Consider the following 14,410-nt stretch of genomic DNA (forward strand, 5'->3'; position numbering starts at 1 on the left):
GCGATGCCGCAGCCAAACCGCTGGATCTTTCTGCGTGGCCTTACGCGCGAGGCCGTGCACTGGGGCAGCTTCGTGCCGGCCTTTCTGGCCGCCATTCCGGGTGCTGAGGTGCTGATGCTGGACTTGCCGGGCAACGGCCAGTGGCATGCGCGCCCAAGCCCATTGTCGGTTGCGGCCATGGTGGCCGAATGCCGGACGGAGCTGGAACGGCGCGGCAGCACCGGGCCGCACCACCTGCTGGCCATGTCGCTCGGGGCCATGGTGGCCACCGAGTGGGCGCGTACCGCCCCGGCCGAGGTGCAGGGCTGCGTGCTCATCAACACCAGCTTCGGCACCTTCAGCCCCTTCTACCGGCGCCTGCGGCCGCGCAACTATGTGGCGCTGCTGCGCGAGGTGTTGATGGCGCCCACCCCGCTCGCAGCGGAGTCCGCCGTGCTGCGGCTCACCAGCAAACGTGCGCCGGAGCGTGCGGCCGTGGTGGCCGACTGGGTGGCCGCGCGCGCGCAAAGGCCCGTGTCTTCATCGAACGCCTTGCGCCAACTGGTGGCCGCTGCACGCTACCGGGCGCCGCGCACATGCCCTGTGGACCGCATGCTGCTGTTGGCCAGCACCCAGGACGGCCTGGTGAGCAGCCAGTGCTCGCAGGCCATCGCCAGCGCCTGGGCTTGCCCGCTGGTGCTGCACCCCTGGGCGGGGCACGACCTGCCGCTGGACGATCCGGCCTGGGTGGCCGGGCAGGTGGCCGATTGGGCGGCGGCCCGCCGGTCAGCGGCCTGACTGCGCCCACCAGGTGGGCAGCAGCGCACGCACTTCGGGGCGGCCGAAGCGGTCGTCCATGAGGTGCACCACGCCTTCGTCGCTGGGCGTGCGGATCACGCGGCCCGCAGCCTGCACCACCTTCTGCAGGCCAGGGTAGAGGTAGGTGTAGTCGTAGCCCTCGCCGAACAGCGCCTGCATGCGCTCCTTGACCTGTTCGTTAACGGGGTTGACCTGCGGCAGGCCCAGCGTGGCCAGAAAAGCGCCGATCAGGCGCCGGCCCGGCAGATCGATGCCCTCGGCGAACGCACCGCCCAGCACCGCGAAGCCGATGCCCTCGCTGCTCTCGGTGAAGCGCGCCAAGAACTGCTTTTGCTCCGATTCGAGCATGCGCCGCGACTGGCTCCAGTGCGGCAGGTGCGGGTGGCGCTCGGCGAGCATGGTGGCGGCCTGCTGCAGGTACTCGTAGCTGCTGAAAAAGGCCAGGTAGTTGCCCGGCCGCTCGGTGAACTGCTGCGCCATCAGCGCCACGATGGGTGCGAGCGAAGCCTTGCGGTCCGGGTAGCGGGTGGAGATGTGGCGCGCCACCTGCACCGTCAGTTGCGCGGCCTGGAACGGGGATTCCACGTCGATGGCCAAGTGGTCCGTAGGCAGGCCCAGCAGGTCGGTGTAGTAGCGCTCGGGCCGCAGCGTGGCCGAGAACAGTGTGCTGGTGTGCGCGGCCTCCCAGCGCGGGCCGAGGAAGGGCGCGGGCACCAGGTTGCGGATGCACAGGGTGGAGCTGCCGGGCGCGCGCGCTGCCTTGGGCAGGCCCGGCGCGCTCGGCTGGGTAATGTCCACCAGCGAATGCGCGTCGAGCAGCCCGGCCATGCGCACCAGGTGCAGGGCATCGAAGTAGAAGGCCTGCAGGGCGGCATCGGGCTCTGCCGGGTGCTCGGCCAGGTGGTCGGTGAGGGTGTTGCCGCACTGCTGCAGCGCGGTGAGCAGGTCTTCGGGAAAGGCCTCGTGCACCGCATAGGCGGTAGCCTGCCGCTTGTCCAGCGCCACCCAGGCGCGGCGCACCTTGTCCAGTGCCTTCTTGACGGCAGGGTAGCGGCTGGCACTGGCGGACTTGCGCGCCAGGGCCAGGCCATCGGCGCGCAGCTCGGCGGTGTACATCTTGCGGCCCCGGTCCACCAGGTTGTGGGCCTCGTCCACCAGCAGCGCCGTGCGCCAGCCATTGGCCTGGGCCAGGCCATGCAGCAGGCCACCCATGTCGAAGTAGTAGTTGTAGTCGCCCACCACCACGTCGGCCCAGCGCGCCAGCTCCTGGCTCAGGTAGTAGGGGCAGACCTGGTGCGCCAGCGCCGCAGTGCGCACCTCGGCCTGGTGCAAGGTGATGCGCTCACTGCCGGCGGTGGCCTGCAGTGCTGCGGCACGCGCGGCCGGCAGGCGGTCGTAGAAGCCCTGGGCCAGCGGGCAGGACTCGCCGTGGCAGGCCTTGTCAGGGTGCTCGCAGGCCTTGTCGCGCGCCACCAGCTCAAGCACCCGCAGCGGCAGTGCGGGCGCGCTGTCGCACAGGCGCGCGAGGGCATCGAGGGCGGTCTGCCGCCCCGAGGTCTTGGCCGCCAGGAAGAACAGCTTGTCCAGCCGCTGCGTGGGCGCCGCCTTGAGCAGCGGGAACAGCGTGCCCATGGTCTTGCCGATGCCCGTGGGCGCCTGGGCCATGAGGCAGCGCCCGGCGCTGGCGGCCTTGTACACCGCCTCGGCCAGCGGGCGCTGGCCGGTCCGAAAGCCGCCGAACGGGAAGGCCAGGGTGGTGAGCGCCGCATCGCGCGCCATGCGGTGCGCCACCTGTGCCTCGGCCCAGGCGAGAAAGCGTTCGCACTGTTCCTCGAAATGCCGCTGCAGCTCGGTCGCACTGCGGCGCTCGGTGAACACCGTCTCTTTCTGGCTGCCGATGTCGAAGTACACGAGCGCCAGGTCGATGTGTTCAAGCCCCTCCTGCGCGCACAGCAGCCAGCCGTAGATGCGCGCCTGGGCCCAGTGCAGGGCGCGGTGCGATGCGGGCTGGCGGTCGAGCCGGCCCTTGAAGGTCTTGACCTCGTCGAGCCGTGCATGCGCCGGGTCGAAGCCGTCGGCCCGGCCGCGCACACGCAGGCTCTTGTAGCTGCCGGCCAGCGCCACCTCGGTGCGGTAGCCGTCGCCCCGGCGCGCGGCAGCCACCGCATGGCCGGCCATGCCCTCCAGGGCCGTGGGGGCGGGGGTGAAGCGCAGGTCCAGATCACCCTGCTTGGCGGTGAACTCGCACAGCTCGCGCACCGCCACGGTATAGGTCATAGGCCGCCAGTGGTCGGCTCGCCCAGGTGCGCCTGGGCCAGCTCGTCTTCGCTGCGCAGCGGCGTGGCCTTGCACAGGGCCATCCACACCGCGAAGGGCAGGGTGCAGCTGGCATGGCGCGCGGGGCGCAGCATCTCGAAGCGGCCCTCGTCGAGCCCGCCGTGCAGCACCCAGATGCCGAAGTGCTCGGGGATCTCGCCGGGCTCGGCCACGCCGGCAGGGAACACGTAGTAGCACTCCTCGCACAGCCACTGGTAGGCCTGGCGCTTGGCGTCGTGGCGCAGGTCCGACAGCAGGTCGGCGCGGCTGTACTTGATCTCGTGCACCATGGGCTGCAGGTAGGCCGGCACCGTGGTGTTGCGCACCGAGAACAGGTCCGGCCGTGCCATGCGCCAGACATTGGCGGCCTTGCGGCTTGCGGGCGTGTCCTCGCTCCACAGCGGGTTGCTGGTTGCCGGAGTCAGCGGCGCAGTTTCCGGGGCCGCACCCTCGATCACGGCGCGCAGCGACAGCTCGCGCCAGACGATGCGGCCCGAGGCCAGCAGGTGCGCGGCAAACTTCTGGCCCAGCCGGTCGTGCGCACTCAGGGCGCGCACGCTGCGCTTGCGCGCCTCGGCCAGTGTGCGGATGCCGTCCTCGGTGAGTTTCAGGGTCTCGAAGCCCTCGGGCGAGGTGTGCAGGGCGACCAACTGCGCAGCCAGCAGGTCGATCTCCAGCGCGTCCTTGCAGGGCCAGCCAGCCGAACGCCAGATCTGCATCAGGCGGGTGCGGTGGAAGCGGTTGATGGTCGGCGCCGTCATATGGGCTCGGGGATTGGTCAAAACACTGATTGTAATTACAGTATTTTCCTCCCTTTCGCCCTTGCCGTCACCCCTTCACCGTGTTGTTACACCGCCGGGAAGCTCACCACTCCGCGAAACTGCCATCCTTGTGGCGCCACACCGGGTTGCGCCAGCGGTGGCCTTCGGCGGCGCGTTCGCGTACATAGGCTTCATTGACCTCGATGCCCAGGCCCGGGCCCTGGGGGATGGCGACCATGCCGTCCTCGTATGCAAACACCTCGCCGTTGGAGACATAGTCGAGCAGGTCGTTGCTGGCGTTGTAGTGGATGCCCAGGCTCTGCTCCTGGATGAAGGCGTTGTAGCAGACGCCGTCGAGCTGCAGGTTGGCCGCCAGCGCAATCGGCCCCAGCGGGCAGTGCAGGGCCAGCGCCACATCGTAGGCCTCGGCCATGGAGGCGATCTTGCGCGTCTCGGTGATGCCGCCCGAGTGCGAGGGGTCGGGCTGGATGATGTCCACATAGCCCTCGGACAGCACGCGCTTGAAATCCCAGCGCGAGTACAGCCGTTCGCCCAGCGCGATGGGGGTGGACGAGAGGTGCGCCAGTTCCTTCAGGGCCTCGTAGTGCTCGCTGAGCACGGGTTCCTCGATGAACATCAGCCGGTACGGGTCAAGCTCCTTGAACAGCACCTTGGCCATGGGCTTGTGCACGCGGCCGTGGAAGTCCACGGCAATGCCCACGTTGGGGCCCACGGCCTCGCGCACGGCCGCCACGTTCTGCAGGCACTTTTCCACCTTGTCGAAGCTGTCCACGTACTGCAGTTCCTCGGTGCCGTTCATCTTCACCGCCGTGAAGCCTCGGTCCACGGCCGCCTTGGCCGCTGCCGCGGTCTCGCCGGGCCGGTCGCCGCCGATCCAGCTGTAGACCTTGATGCGGTCGCGCACGCAGCCCCCCAGCAGTTCGGACACCGGCACGCCCAGGGCCTTGCCCTTGATGTCCCACAGCGCCTGGTCGATGCCGGCCAGGGCGCTCATGTGGATGCCGCCGCCCCGGTAGAAGCCGCCGCGGTAGAGCACCGTCCAGTGGTCCTCGATGTGGCGCGGGTCCTTGCCGATCAGGTAGTCGCCCAGCTCCTCGATGGCGGCCGCCACGGTGTGGGCCCGGCCTTCGAGCACGGGCTCGCCCCAGCCGACGATGCCCTCGTCGGTCTCGATTTTCAGAAAGCACCAGCGCGGTGGCACCAGGAACGTGGTCAGTCGGGTGATCTTCATTGCGGGGAGTTCGTCGAAAAGTGGAGTGGGGTCCGTCAGGAGGCGGGATAGGACTGGCGCCAGGCCTGCATGAAGGCGGCCGCCTGGCGCGCCACGCTGGCGGCGCTGTCGCCGGGCTTGTAAAGGGCCGAGCCCAGGCCGAAGCCGCTGGCACCGGCTGCGGCATAGGCCGCAATGCCCTCGGGCGTGATGCCGCCCACGGGCAGCAGCGCCACGGGCGGGCGCAGCACGGCACGCCAGGCCTTGAGCACGGCGGGCGCCAGCGCCTCGGCGGGGAAGAGCTTGAGGGCATCGGCCCCGGCTGCCAGCGCCGCATAGGCCTCGGTCAGCGTGGCCACGCCCGGTGCGCAGGCCATGCCGGCCGCCTTGGCGGCGCGGATCACCGCCGCATCGCTGTGCGGCATGACCACGATCTGCCCGCCGGCCGCGGCCACGGCGGCGCAGTCCTCGGGGCGGATGACGGTGCCGGCGCCGATCAGCACCTCGGCCGGTAGCGCGTCGCGCAGAGCGCGGATGCTGGCCAGCGGCTCGGGCGAGTTGAGCGGCACCTCGATGATGCGAAAGCCGGCCTCGCAGAGCGCCTGGCCGATGGGTACCACTTCGGCGGGCGCCACACCGCGCAGGATGGCAACCAGGCCGCAGCGCTGCATGGAGGCGGAAAGAAGGTCTGAAGGAGTCATGCGCATCGTGCAGCTTGTGTGTCGGTAGGGGTCACCAGCGCGGCGGCGGTCGCGATCTGCCACAGCCCCCGCGCGGTGGCGTTGTCGGCCATTTCGGGTGCTGGCAAGCCGCAGGCGGCCAGGGCCAGGGCGTAGCGCCGGCACAGGTCGGGCTCGCCGCAGAGCACGATATGTGCGGGCGTGGCGCCTGCTTCTTGCTGGGCCGCCAGTGCAGCCACCTCGTGGCCGATGAGCAGACCGGAGAGGTAGTCGGCCTGGGCCGTGGCGGGCAGCGCGCCCGTCAGGCCCAGCGTGCGCGTGCTGAAGATGTGCGAGAGCAGGCCCAGCGAGGCCTCTGCCGAGCGCGCCACCTGCAGGCCGCGCGCAAACGCTGCGTCGTCGGGCGCCTCGGCAGGCTGCATGGTGCGCCCGAGGATGGTGTGTCCGCGCAGCGCCGCAAACACCTCACCGGTCATGAAGGTGTGGAACTGTTCGATGGAGCGGCGGCGCGCCAGCACCCACTTGCTGTGCGTGCCGGGCAGGCCGATCAGCACCGGGGCATCGCCCGGCAGGGCCGAGGCCGCCATCACGCCCAGCACCTGCGTCTCCTCGCCGCGCATCACATTAGGCAGGTCGCCGCGCTGGAGCAGGCCGGGGACAATATGCACGCGGGGGCCTGTGCTGTGCTCCACCAGCGTGAGTCCGCGCGCCAGGTGGTCCAGCGAGGCGGGCGATTCGAGGTAGCGCGCTTCGCGCCAGCCCTGGGCGCTGCCCACCATGCCGCAGGCCAGCACGGGGATGCCGGGCCGGGCCTGCACCCAATCGCCACAGACATCGTCGAAGGCATGCTCGAAAGCAGCGCCTTGGGTCGCGTGGGCCTGGCCATTGGCTGCGACGGGCAGGTTCATGATGCCCCAGGGCCGGTGGCGCATCTCCTGCACGGCACCAGCGGCATCGAAGCGGAAAGCGCGCAGCGAGCTGGTGCCCCAGTCCAGGCCGATCAGGGCGGCCGCGCCGTTGGAAAGGGCTGTGTTGCTCGTCATTACCGCGCCCAGCGCAGCACCAGCGGGTCGAGCCGGCGCGCGATGTCGATCAGCCCCCGGCGCACCTCGGGGTGCATGGCGGGGAAGGGGTGGCGGCCAGCCTCGCTGGCGATCACGCCGCCTTCCTTCATCAGCGCCTTGGCGGTCAGGATGCCGCCCTGGCGGTTCTCGTGGTTGATGAGCGGCAGCCAGCGCTGGTAGAGCGCAAAGGCCTGGTCGGCATCGCCCTGGCGGTGCGCCTCAAGGATGGGGCGTATGCCATCGGGAAAGCCACCGCCCGTCATCGCACCGGTGGCGCCGGCGTCGAGGTCGGCCAGCAGGGTGATGGCCTCCTCGCCATCCCAGGGGCCTTCGATGGCGGCGCCGCCCAGGCGGATCAGCTCGCGCAGCTTGCTGGCCGCGCCCGGCACTTCGATCTTGAAGTAGGCCAGGTGTTCGATCTCCTGCGCCATGCGCGCGAGGAACGGGGCCGATAGCATGGTGCCGCTGGCGGGCGCATCCTGCACCATGATGGGAATGCCGATCGCATCCGACACGCGGGCATAGAACTCGTAGATCTGCGCCTCGGGCACGCGGAAGGTGGCGCCGTGGTAGGGCGGCATCACCATCACCATGGCGGCGCCCATGTCCTGCGCGGCGCGGCTGCGCTCGGCGCACACGCGCGTGCCGTAGTGGGTGGTGGTGACGATCACCGGCACGCGGCCGGCCACGTGCTCGAGCGACAGGCGGGTGAGGGTCTCGCGCTCTGCGTCCGAAAGGGAAAATTGCTCGGAGAAGTTGGCCAGGATGCACAGGCCGTCCACGCCGGCATCGATCATGAAGTCGAGGCAGCGCTTCTGGCTGGCCAGGTCGAGGGTGCCGTCCTCGTGGAAGGTGGTGGGCACCACGGGGAAGATGCCGCGGTAGCGAGGGGGTTTTTGGGGGGAGGTTGCTGGCATGGTGTCTACAGGTCAATGTTTAGTGCGAGTGGCGCGGTACGGCAGCGCCCCGGCAGCCGACCAGGAAGTCGAAGTCGCAGCCTTCATCGGCCTGCAGCACATGGTCCACATACAGGCGCTGGTAGCCGCCGCGCCCGCCCATGTCGGTATTGGCCAGCGCGGCCAGGCGCGCAGCCAGTTCCTCGTCGCTGATGTCAAGGTGCAGGCGGCCCTGCTCGCAGTCGAGTTCGATGAAATCACCGTCGCGCACGGCGGCCAGCGGTCCGCCCGCAGCCGCCTCGGGCGCCACGTGCAGTACCACGGTGCCGTAGGCGGTGCCGCTCATGCGCGCGTCGGAGATGCGCACCATGTCCTTCACGCCCTGGCGCAGCAGCTTGGGCGGCAGGCCCATGTTGCCCACCTCGGCCATGCCGGGGTAGCCCTTGGGGCCGCAGTTCTTCATCACCATCACGCAGCTGGCGTCGATGTCCAGGTCTTCATCGACGATGCGCTCCTTGTAGTGCTCCAGGTTCTCGAACACCACGGCACGCCCCCGGTGCTTCAGCAGTTCGGGCGAGGCCGCCGAGGGCTTGAGCACCGCGCCGCGCGGCGACAGGTTGCCGCGCAGGATGCAGATGCCGCCATCGGCGATCAAGGGGTTGTCTATCGGGCGTATCACCTCGTCGTTGTACTGCGGCGCCTCGCGCACGTTGTCCCACAGGCTCTTGCCGTTGACGGTGAGCGCGTCCGGGTGGGGCAGCAGGCCGTTCTCGCCCAGGCGGCGCAGCACGGCAGGCAGGCCGCCCGCGTAGTAGAACTCCTCCATCAGGAAGCGGCCCGAAGGCTGCAGGTCCACCAGCGTGGGCGTGCCGCGGCCGATGCGCGTCCAGTCCTCCAGGTCCAGCTGCACGCCGATGCGGCCGGCGATGGCTTTCAAGTGGATCACGGCGTTGGTGGAGCCGCCGATGGCCGCATTGGTGCGGATGGCATTTTCAAACGCCTCGCGCGTGAGGATCTTCGAGAGAGTGAGCCCTTCGTGCGCCATCTCCACGATGCGCCGGCCCGACATGTGCGCCAGCACATAGCGGCGCGAGTCCACGGCCGGGATGGCCGCGTTGTGCGGCAGCGAGGTGCCCAGCGACTCGGCCATGCAGGCCATGGTGCTGGCCGTGCCCATGGTGTTGCAGGTACCGGCCGAGCGCGACATGCCGGCTTCCGCCGCGAAGAACTGGTGCTCGTTGATCTCGCCGGCCTTCAGCGATTCGTGCAGCCGCCACACGGCCGTGCCCGAGCCGATGTCCTTGCCGTCGAGCTTGCCGTTGAGCATGGGCCCGCCCGTGACCACGATGGCCGGCACGTCGCAGCTGGCCGCGCCCATCAGCAGGGCGGGCGTGGTCTTGTCGCAGCCGACCAGCAGCACCACGGCGTCGATGGGGTTGCCGCGGATGGCTTCCTCCACGTCCATGCTGGCCAGATTGCGCGTGAGCATGGCCGTGGGGCGCAGGTTGGACTCGCCGTTGGAGAACACCGGGAACTCGACCGGAAAGCCTCCTGCCTCGTAGATGCCGCGCTTGACATGCTCGGCGATCTTGCGAAAGTGGGCGTTGCAGGGTGTGAGTTCGGACCAGGTGTTGCAGATGCCGATGATGGGGCGGCCGTCGAATTCATGGTCCGGGATGCCCTGGTTCTTCATCCAGCTGCGGTACATGAAGCCGTTCTTGTCGGCGGTGCCGAACCATTCGGCGGAGCGGAGCTTGCGCGGGGAGGTGGTCATGTTTTTATCGGGAGAGGAGATACGATGGGTTCAGGAAGGCTTGCCGCTGCGATGGGTCAGCAAACGTTGCAGCAGGCAGAAGACGAAGAGCAGCACGCCGACGACGATGCGTGTCCACCACGAGCTGAGCGTGCCGTCGAAGGAAATCAGGGTCTGGATGATTCCGAGCATCAGCACGCCGAACAGCGTGCCGGCCACGTAGCCCACGCCGCCCGTGAGCAGGGTGCCGCCGATCACCACGGCGGCGATGGCGTCGAGCTCCATGCCCGTGGCGTGCAGGCCGTAGCCCGAGAGCATGTAGAAGGTGAACACCACGCCGGCCAGCGCCGAGCACAGGCCCGAGAGCGTGTACACGCCTATCACCGTGGCGCGCACTGGCAGGCCCATGAGCACGGCCGAATGCTCGTTGCCGCCCACGGCATACACGTTGCGGCCAAACGGCGTGCAGTGCGCGACGAAGATGGCGGCCAGAAGCACGGCCATGGCGATCAGCGCGCCCAGCGAGAGCGAGGCACCCTCCCACAGTTCGAGGCGCCACTGCGCCATCGCGGAATAGGCCTCGTCGGCCATGCTGATCGAGTCGATGCTGATCAGGTAGCACAGGCCGCGCGCGAGGAACATGCCGGCCAGCGTCACGATGAAGGGCTGCAGCCGAAAGCGCTCGATCAGAAAGCCCATGAAGGCCCCGAACACCGTGCCCATGAGCAGCACCAGCGGGATGGCTGCGAATGGGCTCCAGTGGTGGTGCTCCACCAGGCTGGCCAGCACCATGGTGGTCAGCGCCACCACGGAGCCCACCGACAGGTCGATGCCGCCCGAGAGGATCACGAAGGTCATGCCCACCGCGACGATGATCAAGAAAGCGTTGTCGATCAGCAGGTTGAGGAACACCTGGGCCGAGAAGAAACCGGTGTAGAGCACCGAGCCCGCCGTGGCCATGGCCAGGAACAGCGCGATGGTGGCCGCCAGCGGCAGGTACTTGGGGTTCAGGCGCATGCTGGGAGAAACAGGGCGTTGTGTTGGCGCGGCGGCGGCAGGTGCCACATCCAGGGTGGGGCTGTGTCCGCCGCTCATGACAGGGCTCCCCCGGCCGCAGGCCGGCGCACCAGGGCGCCGATCTGCGCGCGGAAGTCGGGCGACTGCAGCAGCATCACGATGAACACCACCACGGCCTTGACCACCAGGTTGATCTCGGGCGGCACGCCCAGCGAGTAGATGGCGTAGGTCAGTGTCTGGATGATGAGCGCGCCGATCACGCTGCCCACCAGGCTGAAGCGCCCGCCGGTCAGCGCCGTGCCGCCCAGCGTGACGGCCAGGATGGCGTCGAGCTCCAGCATCTGGCCAGCGTTGTTGGCATCGGCACTCTTCACGTTGGAGCTGATGAGCAGGCCGGCGATGCCCGCACACACGCCGCAGAAGGTGTAGGCCGCGACCACCAGGCGGCGCGACTGCACGCCGGCCACGCGCGCCGCCGTGGGGTTGATGCCCACGGCCTGGACGAACAGGCCCAGCGCCGTGCGCGTGACCGCCAGGTACAGCCCGGCAAACACGGCGGCCAGCACGAACAGCGAAAACGGCAGGCCCAGCAGGTAGCCCCCGCCCAGGAAGAAGAAGGGCGCGTAGTAGATGGTGATGATCTGCCCGTCGGTGATCAACTGCGCAATGCCCCGGCCGGCCACCATCAGGATCAGCGTGGCGATGATGGGCTGCATGCCCACCTTGGCCACCAGCAGGCCGTTCCACAGCCCGCACAGGGCCGCCACGCCGATGGCGCCCAGGATGGCCAGCGGCAGGGGAAAGCGGCTCTCGCCGCCCGAGACCGAGCCGCCGATCATCCAGGCGCCCACGGCGGCGGCGATGGCCACCACCGCACCCACCGAGATGTCGATGCCGCGCGTGGCGATCACCATGGTCATGCCCAGCGACACCAGCGCCAGGGGCGCCGCACGGTTGAGGATGTCGACCAGGCTGCCGTAGAAGTGGCCGTCGCGCCACTCGATGTGCAGAAAGCTCGCGTTGAACGCCGTGTTCACGGCCAGCAGCAGGGCCAGCGTGACCAGCGGCCAGGTGAGCCGGTGGCGCAGCGCAGCGGCCAGCAAGGAAGAGGAGGGGGAGGGTGCGTCAGGCATTTTCGGCGGCAATCAGTTCGTACACGGCTTCTTCGCTGCTGCCTGCAGGCAGCTCGCCGACCTTGCGGCGGTCGCGCAGCACCACGATGCGGTGCGCCACGCGCACCACCTCGCTCATTTCGGAGGAGATGAAGACCACCGCCATGCCGGCATCGGCCAGGCACAGGATCTGCTCCATGATTTCCTGCTTGGCCGCCACGTCGATACCGCGCGTGGGCTCGTCCAGGATCAACAGGCGCGGCTCGATGGCCATCCAGCGCGCGAGGATCGCCTTTTGCTGGTTGCCGCCCGAAAGCAGCGCGATGGGCGTGTCCACGCTGGTGGTCTTGATGCCCAGCAGCTGCACATAGCGCTCCGCAATCGCGGTCTGCTCGGCTCGCGACAGAAAATGGCCCATGCCCATGCGCGCCTGCAGCGCCAGGGCGATGTTCTCGCGCACCGAGAGTTCGGCGACGATGCCATCGGTCTTGCGCTCCTCGGGGCACAGGGCCAGGCCTGCGCGGATCGCATCCATGGGATTGGAGAAGGTGACAGTACGGCCATCGATGCGCAGCACGCCCTTGTCGGGCGCCTGCAGACCGAACAGCAGCCGTGCCAGCTCCGTGCGGCCCGATCCCAGCAGGCCCGCCAGGCCCACCACTTCGCCGGCCCGCACCTTGAGGTCGATGGGCTGCAACTGCCCGCTCTGGCCCAGGCCTTGCGTCTCCAGCAGGGCCGGCGCCGCGTCGTCGAACACGGGGATCACCGGTGGCTCGGTGCATTGCGCTGCCAGCTCGCGCCCCAGCATGGCGGCAATCAGGGCCTGCGGGCCCAGGTCGCCCACCGCCCACTCGCCCACCCAGGCACCGTTGCGCAACACGGTGATGCGGTCCGACACGGCATACACCTGGTTCAAAAAGTGGGTCACGAAGACGATGGCCAGGCCCTCGCCACGCAGGCGGCGCAGCACCTCGAAGAGCTTTTGCACCTCGTCGTCATCCAGGCTGGAGGTGGGCTCGTCCAGGATCAGCACCTTGGCCTCGATGCTCAGCGCCCGGGCAATGGCCACCAGCTGCTGCACGGCCACCGGGTAGTCCGAGAGCAGTCGCGTGACATCGATGGACAGGCCGATGCGCGCAACCAGATCGCGCGCGCGCTGGTGCAGCGTGGCCCAGTCGATGCGAAAGCCCTGGGCGATGCCGCAACGCGGGTAGCGGCCGGCAAAGATGTTCTCGGCCACCGACAGGTTGGGGCAGAGGTTGACCTCCTGGTACACGGTGCTGATGCCCAGGCGCTGCGCGGCCAGCGGTGAATCGGGCCACACGGCCTGGCCGGCCAGGCGCATCTGCCCGCCGCTGGCTTCGAGCACGCCGGTCAGCACCTTGATCAGCGTGGACTTGCCCGCGCCGTTCTGGCCCATGAGGGCGTGGATCTCGCCCGGGTACAGGTTCAGCTGCACGTCGCGCAGCACGGGGATGCCCGAGAAATGCTTGTGGATGCCCGCGAGTTCCAGCACGGGAGCAAGGGCGTGAACGGCGGCCGAGTCCATGGCTTTCAGGCCTTGTTCTTGTTGTAGACGTCGACCAAGACTGCGGCCAGCAGCACCACGCCCTTGATGACCTGCTGGTAGTCGATGCCGATGCCCAGGATGGACATGCCGTTGTTCATCACGCCCATCACGAAGGCGCCGATCACCGCGCCCATGACCTTGCCCACGCCACCCGAGGCCGAGGCACCGCCGATGAAGCAGGCGGCGATCACGTCGAGCTCGAAGCCCAGGCCCGCCTTGGGCGTGGCCGTGTTCAGCCGCGCGGCGAACACCAGGCCCGCCAAGGCGGCCAGCACACCCATGTTGATGAAGGCGTAGAACGACAGCCGCTCGGTCTTGATGCCCGAAAGCTTGGCCGCTTTTTCATTGCCGCCCATGGCATAGATGCGCCGGCCGATGGTGGTGCGGCTGGTGACGAAGTCGAACAGCACGATCAGCAGCGCCATGACCACCAGCACGTTGGGCAGGCCCTTGTACGAGGCGAGCAGGTAGGCAAAATAGACCAGCAGCGCCGCGAAAACGGCGGTGCGCGCCACGAAGAAGGCCAGCGGCTCGGCCTGCACGCCGTGCTTGAGGCGGTTGGCCCGCGCCCGCACGCCGGCCACGGCCAGCGCCACGGCCACGGCCACGCCCAGCAGCAGTGAGGTCAGTTTGAGCCCCTCCACGCTGAACAGGTCGGGTATGAAGCCCGAGCTGAGCAGTTGGAACTCGGCAGGGAACGGCCCCACCGATTGCCCGGCCAGCAGCGCCAGCGCCAGGCCCTTGAACACCAGCATGCCCGCCAGCGTGACGATGAAGGACGGAATGCGCGAGAAGGCCACAAACCAGCCCTGCAGCCCACCGATGATGCCGCCGCACAGCAGGCACACCAGCGATGCGGGCAGAAAGTGCCAGTGGTACTCCACCATCAGCACCGCCGCCAGCGCGCCGATGAACCCGCAGACCGAGCCCACCGACAGGTCGATGTGCCCAGCCACGATCACCAGCAGCATGCCCAGCGCCATGATGACGATGTAGCTGTTCTGCAGCAGCAGGTTGGTGAGGTTGAGCGGCTGCATCAGCGTGCCGTCGGTCATGTACTGGAAGAAGCCCATGATGGCCACCAGCGTGATCAGCATGCCGTATTCACGGAAGTTGTGCTTGAGGTGTTCGAGCAGCGGCTTGTCGTTGCGGGCGGCCGCCTCGGCAGGATTGGCGAGGGTGGCAATGGGGGAGGGGGTCATTGGGGTCATC

General features: G+C 68.8%; 12 protein-coding genes. 1 reads left to right on the forward strand and 11 read right to left on the reverse strand.

The window, feature by feature from the left end; translation table 11 throughout:
* The first annotated feature begins 3 nt into the window (after nucleotides 1-3).
* Nucleotides 4-777 carry an alpha/beta fold hydrolase gene (locus tag ACSQ9E_RS09170; RefSeq protein WP_436217516.1) on the forward strand — a complete coding sequence of 258 codons (774 nt, stop codon included), beginning with the start codon at nucleotides 4-6 and terminating at the stop codon, nucleotides 775-777.
* Here the strand turns inward: ACSQ9E_RS09170 and ACSQ9E_RS09175 are convergent.
* The 11 genes from ACSQ9E_RS09175 to mmsB form a co-directional block, all read right to left on the reverse strand.
* Complete coding sequence (locus ACSQ9E_RS09175) at nucleotides 766-3,075, reverse strand: ATP-dependent DNA helicase (protein WP_436217517.1); 2,310 nt, start codon at nucleotides 3,073-3,075, stop codon at nucleotides 766-768. The genes ACSQ9E_RS09170 and ACSQ9E_RS09175 overlap by 12 nt on opposite strands.
* On the reverse strand, nucleotides 3,072-3,875 hold the full coding sequence (locus tag ACSQ9E_RS09180) for a hypothetical protein (protein WP_436217518.1): 804 nt from the start codon (nucleotides 3,873-3,875) through the stop codon (nucleotides 3,072-3,074). The genes ACSQ9E_RS09175 and ACSQ9E_RS09180 overlap by 4 nt, the downstream gene beginning before the upstream one ends.
* 103 nt (nucleotides 3,876-3,978) lie before the next feature.
* Nucleotides 3,979-5,127: a galactonate dehydratase gene (gene dgoD, locus ACSQ9E_RS09185; RefSeq protein WP_057207026.1), complete on the reverse strand. Its 1,149-nt coding sequence runs from the start codon at nucleotides 5,125-5,127 to the stop codon at nucleotides 3,979-3,981.
* Nucleotides 5,128-5,162: 35 nt separating this feature from the next.
* On the reverse strand, nucleotides 5,163-5,807 hold the full coding sequence (locus ACSQ9E_RS09190; protein WP_436217519.1) for a 2-dehydro-3-deoxy-6-phosphogalactonate aldolase: 645 nt from the start codon (nucleotides 5,805-5,807) through the stop codon (nucleotides 5,163-5,165).
* Nucleotides 5,804-6,829, reverse strand: a complete 1,026-nt coding sequence (locus ACSQ9E_RS09195) for a 2-dehydro-3-deoxygalactonokinase (RefSeq protein WP_436217520.1) — start codon at nucleotides 6,827-6,829, stop codon at nucleotides 5,804-5,806. Before ACSQ9E_RS09195 ends, ACSQ9E_RS09190 begins: the two co-directional genes overlap by 4 nt.
* On the reverse strand, nucleotides 6,829-7,767 hold the full coding sequence (locus ACSQ9E_RS09200; RefSeq protein ID WP_436217521.1) for a dihydrodipicolinate synthase family protein: 939 nt from the start codon (nucleotides 7,765-7,767) through the stop codon (nucleotides 6,829-6,831). Before ACSQ9E_RS09200 ends, ACSQ9E_RS09195 begins: the two co-directional genes overlap by 1 nt.
* Before the next feature lie 19 nt (nucleotides 7,768-7,786).
* A complete protein-coding gene (locus ACSQ9E_RS09205) occupies nucleotides 7,787-9,520 on the reverse strand; it encodes an IlvD/Edd family dehydratase (RefSeq protein WP_436217522.1) in 1,734 nt (577 codons plus the stop codon).
* 30 nt (nucleotides 9,521-9,550) lie between these two features.
* Nucleotides 9,551-10,594, reverse strand: coding sequence for a galactofuranose ABC transporter, permease protein YjfF (yjfF, locus tag ACSQ9E_RS09210; RefSeq protein ID WP_436217523.1), 1,044 nt, complete (start codon nucleotides 10,592-10,594; stop codon nucleotides 9,551-9,553).
* Nucleotides 10,591-11,649: an ABC transporter permease gene (locus ACSQ9E_RS09215; protein ID WP_057265633.1), complete on the reverse strand. Its 1,059-nt coding sequence runs from the start codon at nucleotides 11,647-11,649 to the stop codon at nucleotides 10,591-10,593. Before ACSQ9E_RS09215 ends, yjfF begins: the two co-directional genes overlap by 4 nt.
* Nucleotides 11,642-13,177, reverse strand: coding sequence for a sugar ABC transporter ATP-binding protein (locus ACSQ9E_RS09220; RefSeq protein WP_436217524.1), 1,536 nt, complete (start codon nucleotides 13,175-13,177; stop codon nucleotides 11,642-11,644). The genes ACSQ9E_RS09215 and ACSQ9E_RS09220 overlap by 8 nt, the downstream gene beginning before the upstream one ends.
* Before the next feature lie 5 nt (nucleotides 13,178-13,182).
* Nucleotides 13,183-14,409, reverse strand: coding sequence for a multiple monosaccharide ABC transporter permease (gene mmsB / locus ACSQ9E_RS09225; protein ID WP_436217525.1), 1,227 nt, complete (start codon nucleotides 14,407-14,409; stop codon nucleotides 13,183-13,185).
* Between the last annotated feature and the right edge of the window lies 1 nt (nucleotide 14,410).

Origin of the sequence: Acidovorax sp. LjRoot118, from assembly GCF_964253575.1 — a bacterium.
Classification (GTDB): domain Bacteria; phylum Pseudomonadota; class Gammaproteobacteria; order Burkholderiales; family Burkholderiaceae_C; genus Acidovorax.

What these genes read in the sequence shown, in the direction of transcription:
- ACSQ9E_RS09190 (WP_436217519.1), bottom strand. Translation starts at nt 5,807, where the DNA reads ATGACTCCTTCAGACCTTCTTTCCGCCTCCATGCAGCGCTGCGGCCTG.
- ACSQ9E_RS09215 (WP_057265633.1), bottom strand. Translation starts at nt 11,649, where the DNA reads ATGCCTGACGCACCCTCCCCCTCCTCTTCCTTGCTGGCCGCTGCGCTG.
- ACSQ9E_RS09170 (WP_436217516.1), top strand. Translation starts at nt 4, where the DNA reads ATGCCGCAGCCAAACCGCTGGATCTTTCTGCGTGGCCTTACGCGCGAG.
- ACSQ9E_RS09205 (WP_436217522.1), bottom strand. Translation starts at nt 9,520, where the DNA reads ATGACCACCTCCCCGCGCAAGCTCCGCTCCGCCGAATGGTTCGGCACC.
- ACSQ9E_RS09200 (WP_436217521.1), bottom strand. Translation starts at nt 7,767, where the DNA reads ATGCCAGCAACCTCCCCCCAAAAACCCCCTCGCTACCGCGGCATCTTC.
- dgoD (WP_057207026.1), bottom strand. Translation starts at nt 5,127, where the DNA reads ATGAAGATCACCCGACTGACCACGTTCCTGGTGCCACCGCGCTGGTGC.
- ACSQ9E_RS09195 (WP_436217520.1), bottom strand. Translation starts at nt 6,829, where the DNA reads ATGACGAGCAACACAGCCCTTTCCAACGGCGCGGCCGCCCTGATCGGC.
- yjfF (WP_436217523.1), bottom strand. Translation starts at nt 10,594, where the DNA reads ATGAGCGGCGGACACAGCCCCACCCTGGATGTGGCACCTGCCGCCGCC.
- ACSQ9E_RS09180 (WP_436217518.1), bottom strand. Translation starts at nt 3,875, where the DNA reads ATGACGGCGCCGACCATCAACCGCTTCCACCGCACCCGCCTGATGCAG.
- ACSQ9E_RS09175 (WP_436217517.1), bottom strand. Translation starts at nt 3,075, where the DNA reads ATGACCTATACCGTGGCGGTGCGCGAGCTGTGCGAGTTCACCGCCAAG.
- ACSQ9E_RS09220 (WP_436217524.1), bottom strand. Translation starts at nt 13,177, where the DNA reads ATGGACTCGGCCGCCGTTCACGCCCTTGCTCCCGTGCTGGAACTCGCG.
- mmsB (WP_436217525.1), bottom strand. Translation starts at nt 14,409, where the DNA reads ATGACCCCAATGACCCCCTCCCCCATTGCCACCCTCGCCAATCCTGCC.